The organism is Microcoleus sp. FACHB-672 (assembly GCF_014695725.1).
In the GTDB taxonomy this organism is placed as follows: Bacteria; Cyanobacteriota; Cyanobacteriia; order Cyanobacteriales; family Oscillatoriaceae; genus FACHB-68.
Genome location: NZ_JACJOU010000013.1, coordinates 55,580 through 71,970, shown reverse-complemented (window position 1 = coordinate 71,970; position 16,391 = coordinate 55,580). Strand labels below are relative to the sequence as shown.

General features: G+C 47.1%; 15 protein-coding genes. 7 read left to right on the top strand and 8 right to left on the bottom strand.

Going from position 1 to position 16,391, the window contains the following annotated elements; all coding sequences use genetic code 11:
• Positions 1-64: 64 nt before the first annotated feature.
• The 4 genes from rfaE2 to H6F56_RS08290 all read right to left on the bottom strand — a co-directional run bounded on the left by rfaE2 (position 65) and on the right by H6F56_RS08290 (position 2,964).
• The gene (gene rfaE2, locus H6F56_RS08305; protein ID WP_190666713.1) at positions 65-568 is read right to left on the bottom strand and encodes a D-glycero-beta-D-manno-heptose 1-phosphate adenylyltransferase; all 504 of its coding nucleotides are present in this window, start codon (positions 566-568) and stop codon (positions 65-67) included.
• 109 nt (positions 569-677) lie between these two features.
• On the bottom strand, positions 678-869 hold the full coding sequence (locus H6F56_RS08300) for a hypothetical protein (protein WP_190666711.1): 192 nt from the start codon (positions 867-869) through the stop codon (positions 678-680).
• Positions 870-1,108: 239 nt separating this feature from the next.
• Positions 1,109-1,753 (bottom strand): pentapeptide repeat-containing protein, encoded by a 645-nt coding sequence (locus tag H6F56_RS08295; protein ID WP_190666709.1) that lies wholly within the window; start codon positions 1,751-1,753, stop codon positions 1,109-1,111.
• A 926-nt stretch (positions 1,754-2,679) separates the two neighbouring features.
• Positions 2,680-2,964: a hypothetical protein gene (locus H6F56_RS08290; protein ID WP_190666707.1), complete on the bottom strand. Its 285-nt coding sequence runs from the start codon at positions 2,962-2,964 to the stop codon at positions 2,680-2,682.
• Positions 2,965-3,277: 313 nt separating this feature from the next.
• Between H6F56_RS08290 and pap the strand changes: the two genes are divergently transcribed.
• Complete coding sequence (gene pap / locus H6F56_RS08285; protein WP_190666705.1) at positions 3,278-4,765, top strand: polyphosphate:AMP phosphotransferase; 1,488 nt, start codon at positions 3,278-3,280, stop codon at positions 4,763-4,765.
• A 139-nt stretch (positions 4,766-4,904) separates the two neighbouring features.
• On the opposite strand, the gene H6F56_RS08280 is transcribed toward pap, so the two are convergent.
• The gene (locus tag H6F56_RS08280) at positions 4,905-5,810 is read right to left on the bottom strand and encodes a pentapeptide repeat-containing protein (protein ID WP_190666703.1); all 906 of its coding nucleotides are present in this window, start codon (positions 5,808-5,810) and stop codon (positions 4,905-4,907) included.
• A gap of 429 nt (positions 5,811-6,239) precedes the next feature.
• On the opposite strand from H6F56_RS08280, the gene H6F56_RS08275 reads away from it, so the two are divergent.
• Both H6F56_RS08275 and H6F56_RS08270 read left to right on the top strand, forming a co-directional pair.
• On the top strand, positions 6,240-7,238 hold the full coding sequence (locus H6F56_RS08275) for a YdcF family protein (protein ID WP_190666701.1): 999 nt from the start codon (positions 6,240-6,242) through the stop codon (positions 7,236-7,238).
• A gap of 180 nt (positions 7,239-7,418) precedes the next feature.
• On the top strand, positions 7,419-9,182 hold the full coding sequence (locus H6F56_RS08270) for an ABC transporter ATP-binding protein (RefSeq protein WP_190666700.1): 1,764 nt from the start codon (positions 7,419-7,421) through the stop codon (positions 9,180-9,182).
• A gap of 176 nt (positions 9,183-9,358) precedes the next feature.
• On the opposite strand, the gene H6F56_RS08265 is transcribed toward H6F56_RS08270, so the two are convergent.
• From H6F56_RS08265 to H6F56_RS08255, 3 genes are all read right to left on the bottom strand, one after another.
• Positions 9,359-11,143, bottom strand: a complete 1,785-nt coding sequence (locus H6F56_RS08265; protein ID WP_190666698.1) for an ATP-binding protein — start codon at positions 11,141-11,143, stop codon at positions 9,359-9,361.
• Complete coding sequence (locus H6F56_RS08260) at positions 11,133-11,888, bottom strand: alpha/beta fold hydrolase (RefSeq protein ID WP_305076119.1); 756 nt, start codon at positions 11,886-11,888, stop codon at positions 11,133-11,135. Before H6F56_RS08260 ends, H6F56_RS08265 begins: the two co-directional genes overlap by 11 nt.
• A gap of 475 nt (positions 11,889-12,363) precedes the next feature.
• Positions 12,364-13,830: a carotenoid oxygenase family protein gene (locus H6F56_RS08255; protein WP_190666695.1), complete on the bottom strand. Its 1,467-nt coding sequence runs from the start codon at positions 13,828-13,830 to the stop codon at positions 12,364-12,366.
• Between the two features lie 320 nt (positions 13,831-14,150).
• On the opposite strand from H6F56_RS08255, the gene H6F56_RS08250 reads away from it, so the two are divergent.
• From H6F56_RS08250 to H6F56_RS08235, 4 genes are all read left to right on the top strand, one after another.
• On the top strand, positions 14,151-14,654 hold the full coding sequence (locus H6F56_RS08250) for a DNA recombination-mediator protein A (RefSeq protein WP_190667134.1): 504 nt from the start codon (positions 14,151-14,153) through the stop codon (positions 14,652-14,654).
• A gap of 9 nt (positions 14,655-14,663) precedes the next feature.
• Positions 14,664-15,086: an MAPEG family protein gene (locus tag H6F56_RS08245; protein ID WP_190666693.1), complete on the top strand. Its 423-nt coding sequence runs from the start codon at positions 14,664-14,666 to the stop codon at positions 15,084-15,086.
• Between the two features lie 90 nt (positions 15,087-15,176).
• Positions 15,177-15,668 carry a YajQ family cyclic di-GMP-binding protein gene (locus H6F56_RS08240; RefSeq protein WP_190666691.1) on the top strand — a complete coding sequence of 164 codons (492 nt, stop codon included), beginning with the start codon at positions 15,177-15,179 and terminating at the stop codon, positions 15,666-15,668.
• 149 nt (positions 15,669-15,817) lie between these two features.
• A complete protein-coding gene (locus tag H6F56_RS08235; RefSeq protein WP_190666689.1) occupies positions 15,818-16,318 on the top strand; it encodes a YidH family protein in 501 nt (166 codons plus the stop codon).
• Positions 16,319-16,391 lie beyond the last annotated feature (73 nt).

Sequence of the window (16,391 nt, the reverse complement as noted above, 5' to 3'; positions counted from 1 at the left end):
GAAGCATGAGTTTTAACCTATTGTACAATCCTCGTCGCGCTCATCTCACGCTTTGGTTGGCGGTTTAAGCGGGATCGCCTTGGGGATGCAAGATCCGGTTAATAATCGCGGTGGTCGAGGAAGGAATTTCAATTTTAACCAACTCGATGCGACCCCCATAAGCTTGAACGGTTGGGGCTTCGGGCAGGGTTTGAATTTGATAGTCGCCGCCTTTGACGTAAATATCCGGTTTCAAGGCGGCAATCAGGTTGGTTGCAGTGATTTCGCTAAAGATCACGACTCCATCCACCGGCTTGAGCGCACACAGCACTTCTGCGCGTTGCATTTCTGGCACAATAGGCCGGCTGGGAAGTCCTTCCCGGTTGGGTTTGATAGCTTGTACAGAGTGATCGCTGTTTAATCCCACAATCAGTGTTCGACCTAGGGATTTGGCGGCTTGCAGGTAGCGAACATGGCCGGCATGGAGCAGATCAAAGCAGCCGTTGGTGAATACAAGTGGTCGCCAGCGTTCGGGTTCTGAGGCGAGGGCTTGTTGCAGTTCAGTTAAGGTGTAGAGACCAGGAAACATGATTTTTGTGAGAGTGGGGCACTGTGCGGGCTATGGGAAAGGACAAATTCTATATTTTTCCTTTTTTACCCTACACTGACGTGACGCCCACTCTCCTTGATGCTTGCTTTTAGCGGTTAGCCGGCTCAAAGTTGAGCGACAGCTGAGATCTTTGAGCGCTGGGCTGCACGATTGCATTCTGAGGGACAGTTTGCTGCCGGTGCAGTTCTGATTCGGTCTGGGGGGCATAGGGGACTTTTACGCCTGAGAACAGGTTAAGTAAAAATGTGACTGTGGCGGCTAGTAATAATCTTTCAAGCATTTCCGTGTCCCCCCATTTACCGCTCAATAGCGTGATCTCTGTTGCCAGATTTGTGTCCTTAGATAGATAGTGCCTTGTCTGGCTGTTGTGGTACGTGATTTTAACCGAGGAAAGGGTGTGACAATTGCCAGCAAGCAGGGTGAGGCAGATCACAGGGGTGAAATATTAAGGGGAAAGTAGCGATCCGTTGAGTGCCGGTAAAGCATATAGCGAGAGCGATGTGCCGGCTGTCTCAACGGTTAAGGATGGATGCTGCCATCCGGCATCGTTGCCCCACTTAAATCTGCGCCGATTAAGTTGACACCGTGTAAATTTGCGCCAAGTAGGTTGGCTTTACTTAAATCTGCGGCGCTTAAGATGGCTTCAATAAGATTGGCTCGGATCAGGCCGGCTTCTATCAAATCTGCTCCACCTAAGTCTACTTTAGCCAAGTTGGCTCCAATCAGATCCGCTCCTCTGAGGTTGGCACGGCGGAGTTTAACTTCGCACAAGTTGGCTCCATGCAAATCTGCCTGTCGCAAATTGGCCCTCGATAAATTGGCTCCTACCAGGTTGGCTTCCCGCAGTCTGGCACCCCTTAAGTCAGCCTTGCTTAAGTTTGTACCAATCAGTTCTGCCCAACTCAAGTTAGCCACAACCAGCACTGCGTCTGTCATATCTGCTCCCGAAAGGTTGGCTCGCCTCAAATCGGCTTTTGCGAGTTTGGCTCCTCTTAAAATTGCGCCGGTGAGGTTGGCGTTGCGTAGGTTGGCCCCACTGAGATCAGCTTCACTCAAGTTGATGCCTTTTAAGTCAGCTTCACCCAAGTCAGCCTTCCGCAGGTTGGCTTTCGTAAAATTTCTGGCTCCTGTGGCGTATTGCTTCAGAATTTCCTCAATGTTCATTCTCGCTCCTCAATGCCGTGCCTTTACAATCGTTTTACAGCACTTGCTTGAGTTGCTCCCTAAAGAAGCTCAGCGATACGGGTGAGTCTGCCGGTGGCTACCTGATGAAGGTGTTAGCCTGCGAGTAAGGGACGGAAGTGATCGCAACACCCAGAGTATCGGCATTCAAGACGATTGAATTGAATGCCGGTGCTCTGTCGCAAACCCTGAGAAGAATAATATCTGGTTAAAAGGAGAAGGTAGTATAGAAGGGGTGATCGCCCCTACAGTCCACAAAAAGGCGAGCGCCCTTCACGGAATCAGAGCGAGCGCTTTTAGTGCTGAGTTGATTGTCGATTAAAAGTTAACAATCCAGCCTTTGTACCTTTCTCCAAAGATTGACATAACTTCCTGACTTCTGCCGGTAACAAGGTGAAAATGAGGCGGCTACACTTAAAAAATATTTTAAGTATAAAATTTACAAATTATATAAACTAAGCTACTTATGAGTAAAGTATTATAAATCACTTGACGGACAGGTATTTTGATGTTCTTGTTTCCAGTTCAGGTAGCAAAAAGCTTTCTCAAGGAAACGATAAGCTTCATCTGAAGGATAAAAACTGCTCAGACTAGAATGCTTACCAGAAATCCTATCTTTGCGTTTTAGGTATTTCCTCCGTGCAATTACAGAGGTTTTTCCGAAAAGACAGTAAATTTATAGACAGACGTTTTCGATGAAACTTTGAACAGATTTAGGTAAACCGTATTAATAAAATACAATTTTATCTATAAAACATGATTCAGCCGCTATCAGCCATTAAGCATACAAAGTGCGACTCAAGCTGCTAAGCTTCAGCTAGAGGCATTTATTAAGTATAGAAAGGTAAAATTACTTAATCAGTTGACGGGTTGAACCAAGAATGCCTGTCTTTTTAGCGGAGAGAGTCTTAAGGCTCAGGCTTTTCAATCACAGATACGATACGTTGCAACGAATCGGTTAATTGCGTCAGTTGATCCATAGAATCTTGCTGGACTTGCGCGAGAGTTTGCACCGCGTCACTTAAGGCAAAAATTTGATAACCTTGCTGTTGCACCTGCTGCGACTGGTGCTGCACTTGAACCGCCAGCGCATCAATGCGCTCAGCTAAGCGTTCAACGGTAACAGCTGTAGCGAGGACTGCCTCGCCAATTTGCTCAACCACTGACTCCAAGCGACTGCTTTTAACTTCCACGCCTGTCCATCCTTTTGTCTACAACCCTGATCAGTGCTGAGGGATTAAAATGCCGGCCTTTGGAAACACAAAGCAGCCGTAACCCCTCAGATCGCCTTCAGCAAAATTTTATTAGATTGTAGATGCAGACAAGTTTCCCTGATGGAGATGTGCATCAATTATGCCTTGTGGGAAATCTCAAACAGCAGTTAAGGGTTGACAGCAACCCTATTTGCTATAGTCTTGCATGATAGCAAGCGAAGTGCACTCTCTACAATAAACTTTAGTGTTTGCTATAGGCACCTCACTTGCAATCTAAACTCTAAAATCTAAAATGTTAGACACCCTAGACTTAAATGTGTCTCTAGATAAAGACACCTACAAAACTCAGATTGAAGCCCTGATGCGGGAACTGCGGCAACTGCAACAGGCGTGTTGGGAAAAAAAATTGCCGACCATCGTTGTATTGGAAGGCTGGGCGGCGGCGGGTAAAGGTTCGCTGGTGAAGAAAATGGTGGAATACATGGACCCGCGTGGGTTTGTAGTTCACCCAATTTGGCCGGCAACTGAACAAGAGCGACAGTACCCATTTCTGTGGCGGTTTTGGCAAAAACTGCCGGCACGTGGCAGTATCGGTTTTTTCTATCACAGTTGGTACACTCACGTCTTAGAAGGCCGGCTTTTTGGGCGTTTGCCTGAAACAGAGGTTCACTCAGCAATGAGTCAAATTAACGCCTTCGAGCGCCAACTCATGGATGATGGCGCAACGGTTGTTAAATTTTGGATTCATATAAGCAAAAAAGAATTAAAAAGCCGGCTCAAAAAAGCCGGTGCGGATGAACTAAAAGCATGGCGGGTACGCCCGGAAGACTGGCAGCAAGCCAACCGCTACCCAGAATACGCAGCGTTTGCTGAAGAAATGGTGAGCCGCACCAGCACCGGCATCGCGCCTTGGACGCTTGTAGAGGGAGACTGTGAGCGCTGGGCACGGGTTAAAGTTTTAACGAAAATGGTAACAAGCCTTAGAGAAGCACTCGACCGACTGCAAAGTCAAGCGCTGCCACCTGTTAGAGATCCACAAGAGCAGTTAGACGCAACTGAACCAGACTTCTTAGGGCAAACTGATCTGAGTGTGAGCCTTGACAAAAAAGATTACAAAAAGCAGTTACGCAAAGAACAACTACAACTGCGAAAACTTCAACTGAGCATTCACGAAAACCAAGTGCCGGTGCTGGTGCTATTTGAAGGATGGGATGCTGCCGGCAAAGGCGGAGCGATTAAACGCTTAACTGATGTTCTCGATCCCCGCAGTTATATTGTCAGCGCCTTTGCCGCCCCCACAGATGAAGAAAAAGCCCATCACTACCTTTGGCGGTTTTGGCGCAGGTTGCCCACCGCCGGCACCATTGGCATTTTTGATCGCAGTTGGTATGGGCGAGTGCTAGTTGAGCGTGTCGAAGGATTTGCCACCGAAACCGAATGGCGTCGCGCCTACCAAGAAATGATCGAGTTTGAGGAGCAACTAACCAGCGCCGGCTGCGTGTTGGTAAAATTCTGGCTACACATCAGCCCAGAAGAACAGTTAAAGCGCTTTCAAGAACGCGAAGAAAATGCCTTTAAGCAACACAAACTCACCACAGAAGATTGGCGCAACCGAGAGCAATGGTCACTTTACAATGTGGCAGTCAATCAGATGATTGGGCGTACCAGTACACCCACTGCGCCTTGGACAGTGGTTGCCGGCAATGATAAATATTTTGCTCGCGTCAAAGTCATTCAAACTGTTACAGAAGCAATTCGCAGTGAGCTGAAACGCCGGTGAGAGAGAGGAGCGAGGGAGAATAGAGGGGGTCAGAGGGTGAAATCTCCCTACCTTTTAGTTGGCGCAACCATGCCCAATCCCCCATGCCCAATCCCCCATGCCCAATCCCCCATGCCCAATCCCGCATGCCTCATGCCCATTAACAACTCAACGTCTCCCTCGTCTCTTTGCCAGTCCAGGCGGTGGTGCCGGCGGCAATTAAGCAAAGATACCGGCGGGTTGATTCAGGGAGCGTGACGCCGGTAAAGTCAGCTCCCTCGATTTTTGCCCCTAATAAATGCGCTTCACTGAGATCGGCACCGCTTAAATCTGCGTTCGTGAGATTGCTCCAATTCAGATTTGCTTTGCTCAAGAATGCCTGACTCAAGTCGGAGCCGGCCAAATTTGCTCCGATCAAGCTGCCTCCCCGAAGCTTTGCAGCGCTGAGATTTGAAGCCATTAAATTTGCATCTTGCAGGTTGATGCCGCTCAGTTTAGCTCCCCTGAGATCAACGCCGTTGAGATCGACGCCATTCAGTTCAATCCCATTCAAAAAAGCTTTACTGAGGTTCACGCCATTTAAAAACGCTCCATCAAGGATCGCCCCACTGAGCCTTGCACCTGACAAATTTGCCCAATTAAGATTGGCTCGACTGAGGTTAGCCCCTCGCAGATTAATATCACTGAGATTGGCGCTACATAAATTTACACGTTGCAGATTGGCACCGCGCAGATTAACGCCGGTGAGATTAGCGCCGCTGAGTTTGGCTTTAGATAGGTCTGATTTCACCAAAAAAGCGCCGTTAAGGTTAGCCTTAGTCAGGTCAGCATCAGCGAGATTGCCTTCGCTGAGTTTAACAAAACTTAAATCTGCCCAGTTGAGAAAGGTATCATTCAGGTTTGCCTTTGTCAGGAAAGCGCGACTGAGATTAGCTCCCATGAGGTTGGCACCTGTGAGGTTGACCCCGATTAAAGTTACCCCACTCAGGTTTGCCCCTTGCAAGTTGATACCGGCAAAGTCCCTCTCTCCCGCATCGTAGAGCCTAAGTAGATGACTGACTTCCATATTGTGAACTCTCCAGTTGCGACCAGTTTGGGGCTAGGCCATTGATGGACAAAGCTAAAATTGTGGAACGTGACATGAACAGCGAGGGTGAGTAGCTGAGTTTTATCATGTCGTTAAAATGCCCTTACTAGGGAGGAAAATTAACGAATTATCTTTTGGTTTTTGTGAAGATTTTTGAAGTACAATTCAGCAGATGACAAAGCAAAAGACTGGGTAGAAGTAGCCTCACTCAGACGATAGGGTAATCTCACACAATGATTTCTACCAAAATTTGAAACCTCAAAACACCCAATAAGGATATTAACCTGGTTAGTATTTAATGCATTTTAAGAAACAAATATATTTGTCAAGAATTTTTATGCCTGAATCCAGGCGAGCCGGCGAAAATATCGGTAACGGAGTTGTGGTGACAGTTAAGGAAGTTGGCAAATGTTTTCTTTACTAACCCAAGCACTGCTATGGCTGCTGCTGCTTACCTTTTTGTGGTACATATTGCAGCGAGTGGTGCCGAAAAATTATTTGGCTGTGTTGGGCTACGCAGTATTGTTGCTCGCCCTGATCATGCCATTTTTCTATCCAGCCGATCCATTGAGTGGTAGTGCTTGGAGCATTTTGTCATTACCGCTGAAGCCGCTGAGTCTGTCTCTGTTGCTGTTGCTGCTAGGCACGAGCGATGTTTGGGCGGGAGGGCTGAAGGATGGAAAGAAAGTTGTCAAGCCCAATTTAGTCATTTGGGCTTTGGTAATTTTGCTGCTTTCGAGTAACCCTTGGATCTCTCGGTATTTGGAACGCCAAGTGATTTCAGCCGGCGTCCAGCCAGCTCAAGTTTGTCAGACAACGACTACTACTCAAATAGCCGGTACGATTGTGGTGTTAGGACGGGGCGTGACTGAGGCGTATCAACCTGCGGGCACTCAAATTCCGCAGATAGATACGAACGAACGGATTATGGAAGCGGTTGAACAACAGCAGCAGCAGGTTAGCTTAGGCAATCGCCCGCTTACAATCGTCAGCGCCGGCAAATTGGTGGTGGGGACGAGAAATCAAACTGAAACTGAATATATCGAGACTAGGCTGGCAAATATGAACGTGTCGCCGATTACAGAATACTCAAGTGTGAGCGTTCACGACACTGCCGTTAATCTCAAACGAGTCTCGAACAATCAAGGAAATGTCAACAATCGAGTCATTGTGGTCGCCTCTGCGATTGATGTGGGACGTGCCCAGTTGACCTTTCAAAAGCAGGGAGTTACGACAATTCCCCGCGCCAGTAACTTGCAAGAAATCATCTGCGATCAAAGGCAAAGGCGTTTAGCGCTAGCCGACTTTATCCCTTCTGTAGAAGCGCTGCTACGCTCCACACGAGCCATTAATGAATTTTTTGCCTTACTTTACTACTTTATGCGCGGCTGGCTCACCCTAAGCTAGCGATTTTGCAACGAAGCGTAACCGGCATTAGGTTGGAGGCAGCACCGACAGCAATTCGTTTAAACTAAAAAGTCGTCATCGCTCAAGATTAAGCAAATAAGCGCTTAACTTTCTAATCGTTGCCAGACAAAAAAGCTGTCTTTCCTCCCTAGCCCCTCTCACCTAAAATTAAAAATTCACATGGCTCGCTCTCGATTGCAAAAACTAGCCAATTATTTGCGTCCCCACTGGAAACCAGCGGCTTTGGGCGTTTTAGCGCTGCTGATTGTTAACGCTGTGGGAGTTTACATTCCTCTGTTAATTAGCAATAGCATTGATCAACTCAGACTCAGTGTAGAAACAACCGAGCGCACGTCTATCCAACCGATTTTGCCCTATGTCGTGCTGATCTTGGTGCTGGCGACGTTAATGTGGGGAATTCGGGTGGTGTCGCGGCTATTGCTGTTTGGGGTGGGCCGGCAGGTAGAATTTGACTTGAAACAAAATATTTTTCAACACCTGCTGACCCTTGAACCGTCTTACTTTGCCGTTAATACCACCGGCGATCTGATTAACCGCGCGACGTCTGATGTGGATAATATTCGGCGCTTACTGGGGTTTGCCGTGTTGAGTTTGGCAAATACGGTGTTTGCCTACGCGCTGACGCTGCCGGTGATGATGTCGATTAATCTTCGCCTGACTGTGCTGGCAATTGCAGTTTATCCCATCATGCTGATTTTGGTGCAGCTATTTGCTGATCGCCTCCGTAATCAACAATTAGTGGTGCAAGAAGAACTCTCTGGTTTGAGTGAGTTGATTCAGGAGGATATGAGCGGCATTTCCCTGATTAAAATTTACGCACAGGAGGGAAACGAACGTCGCGCTTTTGCCCAGAATAACAGTCGGCTTTTAGAGGCGAATTTGAAGTTAGCCAGAACTCGGACGCTGCTGTTTCCGATTCTTTCTGGATTGGCAAGTTTGAGTTTGCTGGTGTTGCTGGCATTTGGTGCCGGGGCAATTGCAGCAAAGCAAATTACGGTGGGGGATTTTATTGCTTTAATTCTTTATGTTGAGCGTTTAGTATTCCCAACGGCGCTGCTAGGTTTCACGATTACTGCTTATCAACGAGGTGAAGTCAGTATTGATCGCATCGAGTCGATTCTTACAGTTGAGCCTAGAATTCAGAACTCTGCGAAAGCTATTGAATTACCAAAGCCGGTGCGGGGGACTTTGCAAGCACGGGGGTTGACTTATACTTATCCGGGTGCGAGTGTGCCGGCTTTAAAAAATGTCACCTTTGAGATTGCTGCCGGTGAAACCGTGGCGGTTGTGGGTCCCATTGGTTCGGGTAAATCGACGTTGGCAAATGCCTTGCCGCGCTTGTTGGATATTGCACCTGGACAATTATTTTTAGATGGTTGCGATATTACTGAAGTACGATTGCAGGATTTGCGGGGGGCGCTTGCTTACGTTCCTCAAGATAGTTTTTTGTTTAGCACGACAATTAGAAATAATATCCGTTATGGCAATGCTTTAGCTGAACAACCAGAAGTGGAATATGCAGCGAAACAAGCGCAAATTGAGGGAGAAATTTTGAATTTTCCCCAGCAATATGAAACGATTGTGGGAGAGCGCGGAATTACGCTTTCTGGGGGACAGCGGCAGCGTGCCGCATTGGCGCGGGCTTTGTTGATGGATGTGCCGGTGTTGATTTTGGATGATGCGCTTTCGAGTGTGGATAATCAGACGGCGACGGATATTTTAAATAATTTATCCACCGGCATCCAGCGCAAAACGGTAATTTTCATTTCTCATCAGATGTCCGCAGCCGCAACCGCTGACCGCATTTTTGTCATGGAGCAAGGTCAGATTGTAGAAGCCGGCACTCATCCTGAGTTAATGCAGAAAGGCGGTTTATATCGCTCACTTTGGAATCAGCAAAAATTAAAGGAATTGCTGAAATAAGGAGAAAAGGGAAAACCTAATTTTAGGCTTCATTGCAGGAATGTATGATAATGGATTGGCCATTTTTTCATTTCTGTTTTATGGTTGCCGGCGCAAAATCGGTAGAGTCATATTTGAGTTAAAGAATGCCGGCAGCAACTCAGATATCTCCTAAAGCCGACACGCTTATAGTTTTGTTATCCGAAAGACTCAAACTTCAGAACAAAAGTCGTTTCCCCGTAAGTGCTTTTAACGGAGATGTCAATTCCTAACTGATCTGCGAATTTTTTCACCAACGCTAACCCTAGTCCTGTTCCACCATGTTTCCAGGGGTCATTGTTAGGAATGCGGTAAAACTTGTCAAAGATCCGATCACATTCATCTGCAGGAATTTCCACGCCAGAGTTACTGACCAAAATTTCTAAGCCGGTTGGGGTTGCTTCAGCAGATAAAGTGATGGTTTCTCCCGGAGGAGTGTATTTCCAGGCATTATGCAGAAGTTCAGTCAAAATCCGCTCTAAATAGGAAAGATCCGTGGTTAATGGGGGGAGATTTTCAGGAATTTTGATTTCCAATTGCTGCTGTTGATTGCGGGTACGTTCAATAAATGGTTCTGCAATATGAGGAATATAAAATTCGAGAATAACATCATCAGTGAGATTAAGCGGTTCAGTCCCTGAATCTAGGCGAGTCATATCGAGGAGATCGTTGATTAAACTAATCTCGCGCTGCCCCTCCTCTTGGAGAATTTTGAAATAGCGGTTAATTAAGTTCGAGTCACTGGTGAATACGCCCAAAGGCTCTAAACTAATTTCCAGCATCTGGGTTGCCATTTTGATACTGGACATAGGAGTCCGCAGTTCATGGGAAACGGTACTAAGAAAATCATCTTTTAGCTGATTCAGCCGTTCCAGTTCTTGTACTTGAAGCTGAGCTGCCTGATACAAGCGAGATTGGCGCATTGCAATCGCACAATGATTTGCAACTTGCTGTACTAGCCGGATTTCTAAGTTGCTAAAGCTTCCTTCTTTTTGCCTGAACAGCCACAGATCGCCTAAAATTCCTTGGTCGTCATAGATAGGGCACGCAAGGCTTGCTAATTGACTAGAGCTATGGAGTACCCAATCAGGGGCGATCTCACAGAATTGAGAAGCTTCTCCACGCAAAAGGGAGGGATAAATAACTGGACGCATAGGAGCAATTTCCCCAACTTGCCCTTGAGTCAACGTCTGGGTTTTATCGTATTTGTAAGCAATCGAAACGAGGGTTTGATCAGCGTTGTAAATACCGGCATCGCAATATTCGATCCCTAACCCAACCCCCAATTCTTGCACAGCTGTTTGCAGGATCTGTGCCTCGTCGAGACTGTCACGGACTTTATCGGTAATTCGTTGCAGCAATGATTCAAAACTTAATGCTTGTTGCAGTTGGGCAGTGCGTTGCTCAACTTGCTTTTCGAGCTTAGCATTGAGTTCGAGCAGCTCTACTTGCTTGGCTGCCAATTCTACCTGAACTTGCTCTAGGGCAGCGTTTGCTAGGTTTTGGGCGAGGATGGCTGCTTCTGCTATTTTCTTTGCCTGAAGAATTTCAGCTTCGTACTGGATACGCTGCCGCATCGGTACAAAGATGCAGTCATTGACGAAGCTTCCTACACGTTCCCGGCGCACCCCATTGACGAGCATGGGGATATCAGTTCCCTGCTTGGATCTGACTGAGATGTATATTTCCTCCACCTTGCCGTGCAGTTTTAGCAGGGGGAAGAAATGGGTCTGAAAAAAGACGCGGCTGGCAAGTGGTAAAATCGATTCGATGCGCCGGCCCCATACAGCATCGAACTCGTGGCCGAGTAATTCCAGCATTGTGGCGTTAACGAGGGAAATTGTGCCATCGTCGGTAAACGAGAGGAAGCCGCAGGGTACGGTGTTCAGCACCTCGTCTGGGTGGCAGAGCATAAACTCTTGGCAGTGTGCCTCAGGTAGCATGAGCGGCAATTAGATACTCCTTAATCAGTTGGATGGTCTCCCGTGGATGGCTCATGTGTGGGCAATGTCCTGTAGCTCTCATCAGTTGCAAGGTGCTTTCAGGCAAGTGGCGCTGGAGGTAATGCCCCACCTCAATCGGAGCGATCGCATCCTCACTGCATTGCAAGACGAGTGACGGCACCGTCACTTTTGGCAAATCACTGCGGTTGTCGGAAAAAAAAGTGACCTGGGCAAAGCGGCTTGCGATCACTGGATCGGTCGAGCAAAAGCTTGTCTCTAGCTCACGAGTTAGCTCAGGTTGATCCTCATTTTTCATAATAACTGGAGCGAGAAAGCTTGCCCAACCAATGTAATTTTTCTCCATAATATCGAGCAGATCTTCAATGTCTCTGCGCTCGAATCCTCCTACATAATTAGGGGGATCATTTATGTAGCAAGGTGAAGGACTAACGAGTATGAGCCGCTCAAAGTAATTAGGGGATTCTATGGATGACAAAATGCCAATGATGCTACTGACGGAGTGCCCGACGAAAATCACATTTGTCAAATTTAATGCTTTGCAAATATCAAGGACATCCTGGGCATAACCGTTGAGTTCGCTGTAACGCTCAGCACTGTAAGCGTGAAGATCCGATTTCCCAGATCCTACATAGTCGAATAAGATAATTTGGTAGTCGTTCTCGAAGGCCGGCGCTACGAAACGCCACATATTCTGGTCACAACCGAACCCATGTGCAAATAGCATGGGCTGTGACCCTTGCCCAAACACGTTTACATTGTTCCGTACAAGAATGTTCTGAGCCATTTCATCCCTATCAAAGGAAAATGTTCTTATTTATTTTAACGAATGTTAAAACTTAGTTGTTTAATTCAAAGAAGCTATGTGTAAGAAATTATAAGTTTTACTCAAAAATATTGTTTGTAGTTGCTAAAAAATCTGCAAAAATAGGTATTTTTTTATTTTAAAAATCTGTGAGCGGGAGAAAAGCGACTTAAGCTTCAAGAGTGTAAAGTTATGCGTCTTTTGTGAGTCTCAGTAATACCACCGACATCTAAAAAACTTCAGGCATTGCTGCCTAAACCGGCACGCAACATTCTTTGAGGAATTGTTGTTAATTTCTTTACTTTAGAGGAAAAAAGGGGGAAGTGAGTTCCCCCTTTTGAGGGAAAGTTAGAAGGAAATAAATGACTGCCCCTAGTCTGAACAATTTAACAATTGCTCATGCTGGATTCCAAGTGCCGTGAAATCCCATTGGCACAACGCTGGGTAAAGCCAACCGGCACACCGGCGGCGCATCTAGCTGATCGGCGTCAAAAATCCAAACTTCGCTGCTGTTGCGCTCGCCATCAAACACGACGGTGATGATCCAACCGCGATCAGGATTTTCGGAATCCGCACAGTAGAGGGGTTCCGTTGGGTAGCGGTTATCTCCTAAATCAGCCTCTGTGAGGGTGCCGGTGTGATAGTCGAAGCGGGCGATTGTGCCATAAAGTTCTGGGGCAATATCAACGCCTTGCCGGTGGAGGGCTAGATAAGTAAAGCGCGAGGCTTGGCCCATTTCGGCGGGGGCGACCGTGGGAAACTCGCAACTGCGATCAACCACTTCTTGCTGTTGAGTGATTTGACCCGATTGCGGATCAAGGCGAAGTTGCCATAGTGTCGCCTTCGCAGCCGTTTCTACATGGCCGGTTGCCACTTGCTTGAGCCGGTGATTGGTCTGAAAATCTTCGTAGCGGGCAAGATCTACCACCACAGATCCACCGGCATCGACATAGCCATTGCCGAAGTGCCACTGATACCAGGGTTCCGCTTCACCACGACTGACCACTTCTAAGGTGTTGCGATCAATGACTAAAATCTGCGTTCCTTTTTCTGGATGCCAAGCAAGCGCATCGCTGTAGCTTGTTTGCTGAAACAGCACCGGCAGAGGGTTAAGGCGCACCGGCGGGATGAAAAAGACTAAATAGTTGCCGGCGAGGACAAAATCATGAACTAGAGGCACGCCATCCAGGGTGATGCTATTGTGTTGCAGCAACTTGCCGGCGCTATTTGATCGGTAAACTTGCAAGACGGCATTTTTCCCAGCCGATACTCCAAAATTATAAATCTCGCCGGTTTGGGGGTCACGTTTCGGGTGGGCGGAGTAGTTCCAAGTGGTTTTTAACCCATGTAAATCATCCAGTCCAACGGTTTCTAAGGTTTGCAGATCCAGTTGGTGGGGGTGCCCGCCTTCCCAAAGCGCTAGTAGCTTGTCGGGTAACGCCAGCACAGAGGTATTTGCTGCATTTTTCACAGCTTTCGTCAATCGTCGCCAAATAGGACCCTTTCCTGTCATACCATAGCCGCCGTAAAGAAGTTTGCCGGCTGCTTCCTCGTCTTGGTAGCCGGTGGTTTTTACATAGCGGTAGAGTCCGGTAGCCGTTCCTTCTCGTCCTTTTTGGTTAAAATGAACCGCCAGAATCGCCCCATCCCCATCAAACCAATGGCCCATGCGCTGTCCGCCGCGTTCTAACCGCCCTGGGCCGTTACGGTAGAGGGAACCGCGTAAACCGGCAGGCAGTGTGCCGGCAAGGGTGGGCAGGGGTGTGGGGTCAAATTCCGCTGCCGATGGCATGATTGCTTTTGCCCAAGTTAGGGCCGGTTTCACATCTGTTTTTAAGGGCGTTGTTGAAATATTGCGAACCATTGGTGAATTTTCCTGTTTTAGCTATGCTATTCCTAAGCTGTATCTTTACTGCACTTTTTGTTGTTTTTGTCAAGTTTTGTTGCCGATTGAAACCGCCGCAAGGCAACCGAACCCTCGCCTGTGTTAATAACCCGCTCGTGCCGGTTAACCAACCTTTTTGGTGCTAGACTTCATCTGCAAATTTGGGCTGAGGCAATTAATTGCCAGACTGTTTGGGGTGAAGTAACCCCTAGTTCCCATTTTGCTGTGAGAATTTGAGCCATGCCACACCTTCTGTCTGCTACAATGTCGTGGTTGTTCTGTTCAGCGTTGTAGCGTCTTTGAGTCAATCGATAGACATCCCCAAGATAGATACACTGGCGCAAGAACTAGCGACGATCCAGCAAACTGGCGCTAAGCGGATTGCCCTTTTAGGATCGCGTCATGTTCCCATTACCCACCAGCACCTGATTGAGATGATGAGTTATGCCTTGGTTTTATCCGGCAACCGTCTCATCACCTCCGGTGCCACCGGCACGAATGCAGCGGCGATCCGAGGAGCAATGCGGGCTGATCCCAACTTGCTAACGGTGATCTTGCCGCAAAGCTTGGCTCGTCAGCCAGCCGAGTCTCGCGAACCACTTGAGCACGTGATGCACTTAGTGGAAAATCCCGGTAACGACACGCTGTCGCTTGCAGAAGCAAGTGCTTTGTGCAACCAGGAGATTGTTTCTCGCTGCCAGCAGTTGATCTGCTTTGCATTTCACGACAGCCACACGTTGCTACAGACGTGTCAGGAAGCCGAGGAACAACGGCGAGTTGTGACTCTGTTTTACTTTGATTAACGAGTTCTCATGCAATTAACTGTGTCTGCCATTCTGCTAGATTGCATTGCGGCGGCAGCTGCTCTGATTTATTTTCCTTTCCTGGTGGTGGCTTATGCTCGCCTTCAGGTGGGGATGGACATAGCAGCGCCCCGCGCTATGTTTGATAAACTGCCGGCATACGGTCAAAGAGCAACTTGGGCGCACCAAAACTCATTTGAAACGTTTATGGTGTTTGCGGCGGCTGCACTGATGGCTTATGTGACGGGTCAGAATTCTACTTTGGCTGCCGGTGCGGCGATCGCATTTGTGGTAGCGAGGTTGCTGCACTCGGTTTTTTATATTTTGAATGTGCCTTTGGCGCGATCGCTAATGTTTGGCATTGGCTCTCTTTCAACGCTCACATTATTTGTTCTCAGTTTACTGGCTGTTAACAATTCTGTGGCGCTTTGAAGCGATTGGTATTGTTTAAGGCACTTTTCAGTTTTTTTCGATGCGCTAAGAGCGCCGGTTAGGCGAACACTCTTCACTTTTTACTTTGTTATGGCTTCTACTTATTCATTTGATATTGTCAGCGATTTTGACCGGCAGGAATTGGTGAATGCGGTTGACCAAACCGAACGGGAAATTAAGAGCCGGTATGATCTCAAAGATACCAACACCAGCCTAGAATTGGGCAGTGACTCGCTGATAGTTAACACAGATAGTGAATTCACCCTAGAAGCGGTTCACAGTGTTTTACAGACAAAAGCCGTTAAGCGCAATTTGTCATTAAAAATCTTTGATTACGGTAAGGTTGATTCAGCTAGCGGCAACCGAGTTCGTCAAGAAATTAAGCTACAAAAGGGCATTAGCCAAGAAATTGCTAAGCAAATTAGCAAATTAATCCGCGACGAATTTAAAAAAATTCAAGCCTCAATTCAAGGCGATGTTGTGCGGGTTTCTGCTAAATCTAAAGATGAGCTGCAAGAGGTGATTCAACGCCTCAAGCAAGAAGACTTGCCGGTGGCTTTGCAATTTACCAATTATCGGTAATATTGCTTTAACCGAAATATATATTATCTATGTAGTGGCATAGCATCCGCGCCTAACATCTTGTGGGTGACGAAAATATGTAACCACGGATGCTCTCCCCAATGCCGGCAACTTTATTCCGACCCTTGTGTTAATTTGGTATCTTTTTTGTGAGCGATCAACAAAGAGAAAATGTACCGAAAATTGACCGGCAACGAGAGCATCAAGCAAATGAAAGAACCTTTCTTGCTTGGCTGAGAACTTCAATTGCATTGATTGGGTTTGGCTTTGCAATTTCACGATTTGGCTTATTTTTAAGGCAACTGCAAATTAGTATCACCGGCAAGGCGATTGTTACCCATTCTTTCCTTAGTTCTGAGACGCTTGGCATAAATTTAGCACTTATAGGGATTATTCTAATTGCATTAGCTACCTGGCGATACAATCAGGTTTTTTGGCAAATAGAGCGTGCTGACTATAAACCAAATCGCCTCCTCGTTTGGATGACTGCCACAATTGTCATGATTTTCGGTGCAATGAGTATTCCGTCCGTTTTGTGGAGACAGCCGGTTTCTCCGAGTTCGCCTTCTCCTAAACGCAGTGATGTTAGGGATAGAGAATTTATGGTTCGCCGGCTGCCTCCTCGCTCTAATTGGCAAAAGAAGCGCTAGCCGAATAGATTGCGTGTAAAAGTTGTGGTTTTTAATAATAACTACAGATAAACACAGATAATTTACAAGGATT

Bases quoted from the DNA above. Each gene is read 5' to 3' on its own strand.
- rfaE2 (WP_190666713.1), bottom strand. From the start codon at position 568: ATGTTTCCTGGTCTCTACACCTTAACTGAACTGCAACAAGCCCTCGCC.
- H6F56_RS08300 (WP_190666711.1), bottom strand. From the start codon at position 869: ATGCTTGAAAGATTATTACTAGCCGCCACAGTCACATTTTTACTTAAC.
- H6F56_RS08295 (WP_190666709.1), bottom strand. From the start codon at position 1,753: ATGAACATTGAGGAAATTCTGAAGCAATACGCCACAGGAGCCAGAAAT.
- pap (WP_190666705.1), top strand. From the start codon at position 3,278: ATGTTAGACACCCTAGACTTAAATGTGTCTCTAGATAAAGACACCTAC.
- H6F56_RS08280 (WP_190666703.1), bottom strand. From the start codon at position 5,810: ATGGAAGTCAGTCATCTACTTAGGCTCTACGATGCGGGAGAGAGGGAC.
- H6F56_RS08275 (WP_190666701.1), top strand. From the start codon at position 6,240: ATGTTTTCTTTACTAACCCAAGCACTGCTATGGCTGCTGCTGCTTACC.
- H6F56_RS08270 (WP_190666700.1), top strand. From the start codon at position 7,419: ATGGCTCGCTCTCGATTGCAAAAACTAGCCAATTATTTGCGTCCCCAC.
- H6F56_RS08265 (WP_190666698.1), bottom strand. From the start codon at position 11,143: ATGCTACCTGAGGCACACTGCCAAGAGTTTATGCTCTGCCACCCAGAC.
- H6F56_RS08260 (WP_305076119.1), bottom strand. From the start codon at position 11,888: ATGCTATTTGCACATGGGTTCGGTTGTGACCAGAATATGTGGCGTTTC.
- H6F56_RS08255 (WP_190666695.1), bottom strand. From the start codon at position 13,830: ATGGTTCGCAATATTTCAACAACGCCCTTAAAAACAGATGTGAAACCG.
- H6F56_RS08245 (WP_190666693.1), top strand. From the start codon at position 14,664: ATGCAATTAACTGTGTCTGCCATTCTGCTAGATTGCATTGCGGCGGCA.
- H6F56_RS08240 (WP_190666691.1), top strand. From the start codon at position 15,177: ATGGCTTCTACTTATTCATTTGATATTGTCAGCGATTTTGACCGGCAG.